At 71.0% G+C, this 8,060-nt stretch carries 9 protein-coding genes; 1 reads left to right on the forward strand and 8 read right to left on the reverse strand.

Annotated elements, in window-relative coordinates:
• Positions 1-61: 61 nt before the first annotated feature.
• The 4 genes from AB0M03_RS38785 to AB0M03_RS38800 all read right to left on the reverse strand — a co-directional run bounded on the left by AB0M03_RS38785 (position 62) and on the right by AB0M03_RS38800 (position 3,235).
• Positions 62-313, reverse strand: coding sequence for a hypothetical protein (locus AB0M03_RS38785; protein WP_363501252.1), 252 nt, complete (start codon positions 311-313; stop codon positions 62-64).
• 209 nt (positions 314-522) lie between these two features.
• Complete coding sequence (locus AB0M03_RS38790) at positions 523-702, reverse strand: hypothetical protein (protein ID WP_363501255.1); 180 nt, start codon at positions 700-702, stop codon at positions 523-525.
• Positions 703-1,538: 836 nt separating this feature from the next.
• Positions 1,539-2,432 (reverse strand): SDR family oxidoreductase, encoded by an 894-nt coding sequence (locus AB0M03_RS38795; protein WP_363501258.1) that lies wholly within the window; start codon positions 2,430-2,432, stop codon positions 1,539-1,541.
• A 50-nt stretch (positions 2,433-2,482) separates the two neighbouring features.
• Positions 2,483-3,235, reverse strand: coding sequence for an SDR family oxidoreductase (locus AB0M03_RS38800; RefSeq protein WP_363501261.1), 753 nt, complete (start codon positions 3,233-3,235; stop codon positions 2,483-2,485).
• A 128-nt stretch (positions 3,236-3,363) separates the two neighbouring features.
• Between AB0M03_RS38800 and AB0M03_RS38805 the strand changes: the two genes are divergently transcribed.
• Positions 3,364-4,002 (forward strand): TetR/AcrR family transcriptional regulator, encoded by a 639-nt coding sequence (locus AB0M03_RS38805; RefSeq protein WP_363501264.1) that lies wholly within the window; start codon positions 3,364-3,366, stop codon positions 4,000-4,002.
• A gap of 311 nt (positions 4,003-4,313) precedes the next feature.
• On the opposite strand, the gene AB0M03_RS38810 is transcribed toward AB0M03_RS38805, so the two are convergent.
• The 4 genes from AB0M03_RS38810 to AB0M03_RS38825 form a co-directional block, all read right to left on the reverse strand.
• Positions 4,314-4,991, reverse strand: coding sequence for a DUF4232 domain-containing protein (locus tag AB0M03_RS38810; RefSeq protein ID WP_363501267.1), 678 nt, complete (start codon positions 4,989-4,991; stop codon positions 4,314-4,316).
• Between the two features lie 57 nt (positions 4,992-5,048).
• Positions 5,049-6,143: a winged helix DNA-binding domain-containing protein gene (locus AB0M03_RS38815; protein WP_363501270.1), complete on the reverse strand. Its 1,095-nt coding sequence runs from the start codon at positions 6,141-6,143 to the stop codon at positions 5,049-5,051.
• A gap of 7 nt (positions 6,144-6,150) precedes the next feature.
• Positions 6,151-7,182, reverse strand: a complete 1,032-nt coding sequence (locus tag AB0M03_RS38820) for an aldo/keto reductase (protein WP_363501273.1) — start codon at positions 7,180-7,182, stop codon at positions 6,151-6,153.
• Positions 7,183-7,403: 221 nt separating this feature from the next.
• Positions 7,404-7,820 carry a DUF1761 domain-containing protein gene (locus AB0M03_RS38825; protein ID WP_363501275.1) on the reverse strand — a complete coding sequence of 139 codons (417 nt, stop codon included), beginning with the start codon at positions 7,818-7,820 and terminating at the stop codon, positions 7,404-7,406.
• Positions 7,821-8,060: the final 240 nt, after the last annotated feature.

The following is an 8,060-nucleotide window of genomic DNA, read 5'->3' on the forward strand; positions in this document are numbered from 1 at the left end:
CAGGCCGGGGCCGCCCGTCCGCCCACGGGCATCCAGCGAAGATCACTGCTGCTGGGCATGGTCACGCAGCTTTGGCCGGCTCGGTCCACCGGCGGATCGGCGACTCGGGCGCGAAACCGGTCTTCGGTTCGGCGTGGGCGTTGCACCGGCGGACGTGGTCGGCGGCCCGGGTGCGGACCTCGGCGTGGATGCGGTGGTCGGTGCCGTTGAGGGCGAAGTAGCGCAGGACGGCGAACTCGGACCCGTCGGGTAGCCCCAGCGCGTCATCGCGCTGGGGCCCGCCCGCGGGAGTCGCCGACGGAGGTGCCAGCATCCAACTCCGGGCAGGTGCCGCCCCCGAGCCACTAGCCAGGGGAGGAAAGCATGAGGCGGTGACCAACGCCGCGGCGCAGGTGTGGGAGAGCGGCGGCCGGCCGGGATTCGCGTACACCGGCGGTACTACCGGCTCGAGGCAGCCTTTGGTGACCGCCGGCGCGGCTCGGCTGGCGAGCCGGTCGAGGGCGGGACGGAGCCTGCGGCGATCTAGCTGAGCTGCTGACGGGTGAAAAGTTCCAGGTCGCCGCAGTGGGGGCAGCGGAAGGCGTCGATCTGGAAGCGAGGCCGGCCCATCCGCTTGGCTCCGCCGAACGGGCCGCGTTCCAGTGGGCCGGCGATCCAGCGGGCATCGCCGGAGCTTTGCTGGCCGAGGCTCACGCCGACCACGGCCTGCCGGAGGGGAGGGCCGTGGAGGTGCGGGCTGAGGTTCCCGTGGGGGTGGCGGCGGGCCGGTTGTCCCGGCCGGGCGAGGCCTCGCCCGGGGGCTCCGGCCGATGGCGGTCGGCGGCCTGGTCGTCGTCCAGTCGTATGTCCACGACCGTGCCGTTGGGCCGGCACTACGGGTAGACCTGGGACTCCTGAAGGAGCCAGCCGTCTTCGCACCCGAGCGGGCACCGCGGGCGCGGCCACCAGGTGCAGCGCGATGTCGTCGGCCTGTTCGAGCAGGTCTCGGCCGTGCAGGTGCGCGAAGCGTTCGAATCAGGGCCGCTCGATGCGCATTTTCACACCGTCGACGACGCCGTGAGCGACGCTCTGCGGGCCGCCATCGTCCGCCTGGTCCGCGGGCAGAAGGTTGGCGTGGATCGCGTAGGTCGGTGTACCTCGTGCTGCACGGCGTGCGGAGCGAGGAGCGGGCCCGCGAGCTTGCCGCCTTCCATGCCGCCCTGTACGGGTCTCAGTTGATGGTGAAGGTATCGCGGTGGAACACGGTGTCCTTGCAGGACTGGTGGGTGCTTCGCCCGGATCGGTGCGACTAGGTGTCGAGGAACTCGGGGATGAAGATGTCGCGGCCGGTCAGCAGGCGCTTGGAGAGACCCTGCTCGTGGTGGTAGCGCGGTCGAAGGCTACGGGGGGTCGCGACGGCGATTGACGAGCTTCGGACCAGCGCCTGCGGGGTGCTCCGCGCGGACCCGCCGCTCCACCCGCCGATGCCGCGCTGCGGTCACCGTGAGGTCGAGGTCAACCCCGCGGTGACCGCTGTACCGATCGTCCTGGGCCCGGGCTCAGGGGAGGTGCGGGGCGAGCAGGTCGTCGAGGCCGATGCGGTGGTAGAAGGCGGTGCGCACCAGGTCGCCGACGCGGTTGACGGTCTCGGCGCCGTCGTCCACGGGGTCGATGTGGACCCGGAAGGGACGCTGCCCCTTGGGGGTGTCGACGACGCGCACGATCGCGGCGGCGACCTCGGCCGGGTCCGCGTCGGGCGGGGTGATCTCCGCCAGGCGTGCGCCGACCTGCTCCGACAGTCCCGCGTAGCGGGCCTGGTAGGCGTCGGCGACGGTGGTGTCGGCGGGGCGGCCGGAGTGGGCGAAGTGGTTGGTGCCGGAGGTGAATGCGCCGGGGACCACGATCGTGGTGTCGATGCCGAAGCGCGCGACCTCGGCGGCGTAGGTGACGGCGAGGGAGTCCATGGCGGCCTTGGCGGCGAAGTAGGGGCCGAGGAAGGGCGGGGTTCCGCCGCGGGTACTGGTCGAGCCGACCCACACCAGCAGGCCGTCGCCCTGCCGGCGCAGGTGGGGCAGGACGGCGCGGTTGACGCGCTGGGTGGAGGCCGCGTTGACGTCGAACACCTCGTGCAGCTGTTCCGGTGTGAATGCCTCCAGCGGGCCGAGGACCATGTGGCCGGCGTTGTGCACGACCACGTCGATCCGGCCTGCCTCGGCGACGATCGTGGCGATGGCGGCGTCCACGGACGCCTGGTCGCCGACGTCGAGTTCGACGGTGCGCAGGTCGACGCCGTGTTCCTGGGCGTAGTGGGCGGCGTCGGCGACGGCGGGGCGGTTGCGGCCGGTGGTGTGGCGGATGCCGGCGTAGACGAGGTGGCCGGCGTCGGCGAGGGCGCGTGCGGTCATGGCGCCGAAGCCGCTGGACGCGCCGGTGATGAGGACGGTCTTGGACATGCTGTTCACGTTCCTTACGGGTGTTCGGGCGGGGGTGGGTTGACGGGTGTTCAGATGACGCCGCCGTTGGCGTAGAGGACCTGGCCGTTGACCCAGCGGGCCGGGCCGGCGAGGAAGGAGACGACCTCGGCGATGTCGTCGGGGGTGCCCAGTCGCTCCAGGGGCGACATCTTCGTCAGGTGCTCGACGACGGCTTCCGGCTTGCCGTCCAGGAACAGGGCGGTCGCGGTCGGGCCGGGGGCGACGGCGTTGACGGTGATGTCGCGGCCGCGCAGTTCCTTGGCGAGGATCAGCGTCATGGCGTCGACGGCGCCCTTGGTGGCGGCGTAGGCGGTGTAGCTGGGCAGGGCGATCTTCGTGACGGAGCTGGAGAAGTTGACGATCGCGCCGCCGGAGCGGACGCGGCGGGCGGCCTGCTGGCCGACGACGAAGGTGCCGCGCACGTTGATGCGGTGCATCCGGTCGAAGTCGGCGAGGTCGAGTTCGACCAGCGGCGCGAGCAGCATGATCCCGGCCGCGTGGACCACGACGTCGACGCCGCCGAAGCGCTCCTCGGCCGCGTCGAACAGGGCGGCCACCTCACTCTCGTCGGCGACGTCCGCCTTGACGGCGATGGCGGTGCCGCCCGCCTTCTCGATCGCCCGCACCGCCTCCTCGGCGGGGACGGGGTTGCCCGAGTAGGAGACGACGACGGCCAGGCCGTCGGCGGCCAGGCGCTCGGCGGCGACCCGGCCGATGCCGCCGGACCCGCCCGTGACGACGGCGACGCGCGAGGTGGCGGTGTGGGTGTTGGTGGTGGTCATGGGAGGACTCCTTTCGGCGGCCGGAGGAACCCGGCCCGTAATGGACGATGCGTCCATATTAGCGACATGTAGACGCTGCGTCCATATAATCTGAGGGAAGACTCACTGAACCGACCCGAGGAGGCCGCGTGGCAACGCCATCGACCGCAGGTGAAGGCACCAGTACCACCCCGGACGGCGACGCCCCCGTACGGCGCGGCCGGGGCCGGCGACCGGCCGACGAGGTGCGACGCGACATCCTCGCCGCCGCCGGCACACTGCTGTTCGACGAAGGCATGGCAGGCTTCACCATCGAGCGGGTCGCCACGACGGCGGGCGTCAGCAAGATGTCGATCTACAAGTGGTGGCCCTCGAAGGGGGCGCTCGCCCTCGACGGGTACTTCGCCGCGGTCGAGAACACGCTCGCCTTCCCCCACACCGGCGACATCGAGGCCGACCTGCTCGCCCAGCTGCGCGCTTTCGTCCACCTCACCGCGGACACCCCGGCCGGCCGCATCGTCACCGAACTGGTCGGCGCGGCGCAGACCGACCCGGACCTCGCCACCGCCTTCCGCGAGCACTACTCCGGTCCGCGCCGCCGCCTGGCCGTCGACGTCCTGCAACGCGCCCAGCAACGCGGCCAGCTGCGGGCCGACGTGGACCCGAGCATCGTCGTCGACCAGCTCTGGGGCGCCTGCTACCACCGGCTGCTGATCCCCGACGCGCCCGTCACCGAGGAATTCGTCGCCGGACTCGTCTCCAACCTGATGCACGGCCTACGACCATAGGCGGATGGGACCGGGGCGCTCGCGCAAGCCGTTCCTACGACCCTGCCCAAAGCGCCACATCCGGCACGCGCAGAAGCCGGCCGGCCAACCGCCCGGCGTTACCGGGCAAGGGCCCCAAAGGCTCCACCAACATGGCAAGCCCCGGCTGCCGAAAGGGCGGCCGGGGCTTTTTGCGCCGGTTCTCAGTGCCCGCCCAGAGACAGTGAACGTCCCTGCGACGGGCATCCGGCACGGCCCAACACACGTGCGGGTTCTCGGTGGACGCGATGCGGTTGCCCGCGCACGCCCGCCCGCCGACGGCGTGGACACCGCTACGGGAGCAGCACGCCCTGGTTGGAGGGCTGGAGCGTGCCGGTCTTCAGGCCGGTCGCCGAGACCGTCAGTTGCGGGACGGTCTTGCCGTCGGTGCCGAGTACCGTGGCGGTCAGCTGGGTGGTCTCGTCCGGCGGTGTCACCACCAGGCCCGACAGGACCCGGCAGTTGGTGTCCGACTTGTCGCAGGGCGCCCACGTCAGGCCGGAGAAGGCGGTGGTCCCCGGCTTCAGCGTGATCTGGGTGGGCGGCCCGGGTTGGGCGACGCGCGCGGTGGTGACGTCGAGGCGGCTGTTGTCGGCGAGCAGACCACCGAATCCCAGGTACCCGAAGACCGTACAGCTCCGCGTGCCCTTGTTGACCAGCATGACCATCGCCGAGCCGGGGTGGTCGGGCTGGATCTGCACGTCCGCCTTCAGCTCGGACGTGTGGCATCGGCTGGCCGCCTGGTTGCCGCCGGTCGTCGCGGGCACCGGCGCGGCCGAGGAACGGGCCGGGGAGGCGCCGGCCGCACCGCCGGTGCCACCACCCGACGCTGTCCCCGCTGCCGTCGCTGCCCCCGCTGCCGTCTTCGACGGGGCGGGGTCCGTGTCTGCTCCGGTGCAGGCGACCGCCCCCAGGCCGAGTGCCACAGTCGTGACGGCGGCCAGAGTCAGCCGGGACAGGTGCGGGTTCATGGATCCTCCGAGAGGTGCGAACGGTCCCGTCTCGTCGGGACCTGGAGTGGGTGATCGTCAGTTTTCGGTGTCGAGTCGGACGTGCTCGATGTCCTCGTCCAGGAAGGTGGTCAGGTCCTGGGCTTCGGCGCGGACGGCTTCCTGCTCGAGGGCGGTGAGGGGCCGGAGGGGGCTGATGCGCAGGCGGTGGCTGCGCACGGTCCAGGTGGCGGTGACACGGCCGTCGACGAGGACCATGCGGTGGCCTGCGACGGACAGACCGAGGTGGGGGGCGTCGATGATGCGGCTGCGGTCGTGGTAGCCGAGGACGGCGTTGTCGAAGGCCGGGAGGAACCGGACCGGGGCGGGGGTATCGGGGTGCGGGCGTGGTGCGTCGGGCAGGTCGAGCAGTTCGCGGCCGCGTTCGTCGCGGAAGACGACGAGTTCTTCGCGGGCGGCCTTGATCGCGGCGGGAAGCCCGGCGAGGCCGCACCAGGCGCGCAGGTCCGCGCTTGCGGCGGGCCCGTAGGCGGCGAGGTAGCGGCGCAGTAGTCGCTGCCCTATGGGATCGCCGTCACCGGCGGGAAGGGGGTCGATGTCCCGTTCCAGCCAGGTGGCCAGCGGCAGGTTGCGTACGCCGGCGGTCTGCTGCCAGAGGCCGCGGGGCGGGAGTTGGGCCATGGGGATGAGGGCGGCGACGAGCAGTTCGCCCAGGACGCGGCGTGGTGGGCCGGGCCAGCGGTCCTCGAGGGCTTGTACGAGCTCGCGCATGGTGCGGGGCCGCTGGTCGGCCATGACGGAGCGGCCGGCGGCGGCGAGCTCGTCCAGGTCGATGCCGGCCAGTTCGCGCGGGTAGGTTCCCAGCACTCGCCGGCGCAGCATGGTGTCGTGGCGGGCTCGCCAGGCGAGTGCGTCGTCGGAGGTGACGAGGTGGACGGTGCGGCGCATCAGGTGGGTGCGCACTACGGTGCGGCCGGTCAGCGCATCGTCCAGTTGCTCCGGTTTGAAGTCGGTCAGGCGGGACCACAGCCCGATGAAGGGTTCCTGGGGCTCTTGCGCCTGCAGGCCGCACAGGTGGGCCACCGCCTCGGGCGCGGAGGTGTCGCTGCGCGTGAGCAGGTGCTGGCGGGCGAGAGTGGCGCGGTTGAGGGCGCGGGTGTCGAGGACGGTCATGGCGTTCTCAGGCTGCGGCCCGCTCGTGGGGCGGGCGTCGGCGCAGGTCGGTGCGGGTGAGGGAGAGGGGCGTGTGGGAGACGTCCAGAGGGCTGATGTCGGTGCCCGGCGGGACGATTGTGTCGATCTTGTCGAGGATGTCGTCGCCCAGGGTGACGGCGGCGCCGGCGAGCAGGTCGTCGAGCTGCTCCATGGTGCGTGGGCCGATGATCGCGGCGGTGACGTCGGGGTGGCTGGTGGCGAAGGCCATGGCCAGGTGCGTGAGGGAGTGGCCGGCTTCTTCGGCGAGGGAGAGCAACTGCTCGACGGCATCAAGCTTCTGTTCGTCGGTGAGATGCCGCGGGACCCACCGCATGCGGGGATTGTCCGGCCGCGGGGTGTTCTTGCGGTAGCGGCCGGTGAGCAGACCCATGGCCAGCGGGCTCCACACCAGAACGCCCAGGCCGTAGCGGCTGCAGGTGGGCAGGACCTCGCGCTCGATGCCGCGGTTGAGGATGGAGTAGGTGGGCTGCTCGGTTCGCAAGCGGTGCAGGCCGCGCTGCTGGGACACCCACTGGGCTTCGACGATTTCCGAGGCCGGCAGGTTGGAGGAGCCGGTCGCGCGGACCTTCCCGGCACGCACGAGGTCGGTGAGCGCGGAGAGGGTCTCCTCGACGTCGGTGTGCGGGTCGGGGTGGTGGATCTGGTAGAGGTCGATGTAATCGGTCCGCAGCCGCTTCAGCGAGCCCTCGACCGCCTGGATGATCCAGCGCCGGGAGCTGCCGCTGTGGTTGGGACCCCCGCCCATCGGTCCGTTGAACTTGGTCGCCAGCACGACCTCGTCGCGGCGTCCCGCGAGGGCTTTGCCGACGATCTCCTCGGTCTCGCTGTAGCCGTAGACGTCGGCGGTGTCGATGAAATTGATGCCCGCGTCGAGCGCCCGGTGGATCATGCGCGCGCAGTCGTCGTGATCCGGATTGCCCATCTTGCCGAACACCATGGTGCCCAGGCAGTAGGCGCTGACTTCGATGCCGGTCCGTCCCAGCTTCCGCATCCGCACGGTGACCTGTTTTCCTTCCAATGCTGTACGTGTTCGCAGCCTGCGCCGTCCGGACCGCCAGGGGGAGGCAGCGGCACGGACGGCGCAGACCTGTCAGTGGGCCCGCGCAGGCCTGTCAGTGGGCCGGCTCAGCCGTTGTACGGGCGGCGGCGTCCAGGACCCAGGTGACGCCGAAGCGGTCGGTGAGCATGCCGTACATGGGACTCCTTCGTGCGTGCCGGTCACTGCCAGAGGGTGAGGATGGTGCTTGCCGTCACGGTGCAAACGATGAAGTAGGGTGCGTTGATCAGCGTGTACAGCAGCGGGCGGGGAAAGTTCGGGTTGATCGCGATGGTCAGCGTCTGCGCGATGAGATAACCGATCGAGATGACGAGTCCGAAGCCGATGCCGGCGCCGACGGATTCAATTTCGAGGGCCCGCAGGAGGACCGCGCTGGTGATGACGACGAGCAGGCTTGAGACCAGCGGTCCGACGATGAAGATCGGACCGGGCTTCGGCAGCTCGCGGTTCTCGTTGCCGAGCGCGACCTTGTAGGGCTTGGCGACGATGACGCCGAAGTAGAGACCGCCGAGGACGGCAAAGACGAGTGTGGCGACGATCACGGCGAACCAGTTGATCTCGGACAGGGCAGCGAGCATGAGTTTTCCTCGGTGGTGACGAAAGCGAGAGAGAAGGAACAGGAAGCCGCGGCGGAGGTTCGGCTCCGCGCCGCGGCTTGGCGGGGTCAGGAAGCGGAGGTGACGCTGACGCTCCACGTGACGCCGAAGCGGACGTGTTCGCGGCCTGCGCCGTCCGGACCGCCCCGGGGGGGGGGGGCAGCGGCGGCCCGGACGGCGCAGACCTGTCAGTGGGCCGGGTCAGCCGTTGTACGGGGCGGT

Source organism: Kitasatospora sp. NPDC051914, assembly GCF_040680995.1.
In the GTDB taxonomy this organism is placed as follows: domain Bacteria; phylum Actinomycetota; class Actinomycetes; order Streptomycetales; family Streptomycetaceae; genus Kitasatospora.